Source organism: Roseateles sp. P5_E11, assembly GCF_054049355.1.
The window spans coordinates 1-533 of the sequence record NZ_JBFUMO010001207.1 but is presented as its reverse complement, the minus strand read 5'-3'; the positions used below and the strand labels follow the sequence as shown (position 1 = coordinate 533).

Here is a 533-nt window from a genome sequence, read left to right as displayed (position 1 = left end):
CTTCTACGCCGATGTGAACTACACCGGCGACAGCTTCTGCGCAAGCGCGGACTCGAGCTGGATAGGCGCTGCCTGGAACGACCGGGTTTCGTCCGTGAAGGTGCAGGCCGGCTACCAGGCCACGCTGTTCAACGACGTCAGCTACGGCGGCGGCTCGCTGGTGCTGACGGCCAACGAGCCCAATCTCGTCAACCGCGGCTTCAACGACCTGACCTCGTCCTACCGCGTCGGCACCAACACCAACACCGGCAGTTGGAACGGCCGCACCACCTTCAACATCGTCAACCAGACYGCCGGCCGCTGGCCCGATGACCAGGTCTATTGGGCCATCATCGGCAAGGACTGGGCGACAGGCAAGTTCGTGCGCGTGGATGCCGCGGGCAACTTCATCCCCATGGCAACAAGCGACAACGGCGCGCTGACCAAGGGCGGCCAGACGTACACCAACTACTTCCACAAGCTCAGCGCCACGCGCTCGATCACCATCCCGGCGCTGAACTCGGCCCGCATCCTGATGTCGGTGGGCTCGCCGA

1 protein-coding gene is annotated in these 533 nt (G+C 64.5%); it reads left to right on the top strand.

Going from position 1 to position 533, the window contains the following annotated elements:
* On the top strand, positions 1-533 hold a 533-nt coding region (locus ACXJKR_RS34365; RefSeq protein WP_457326675.1), incomplete at both ends, for a peptidase inhibitor family I36 protein.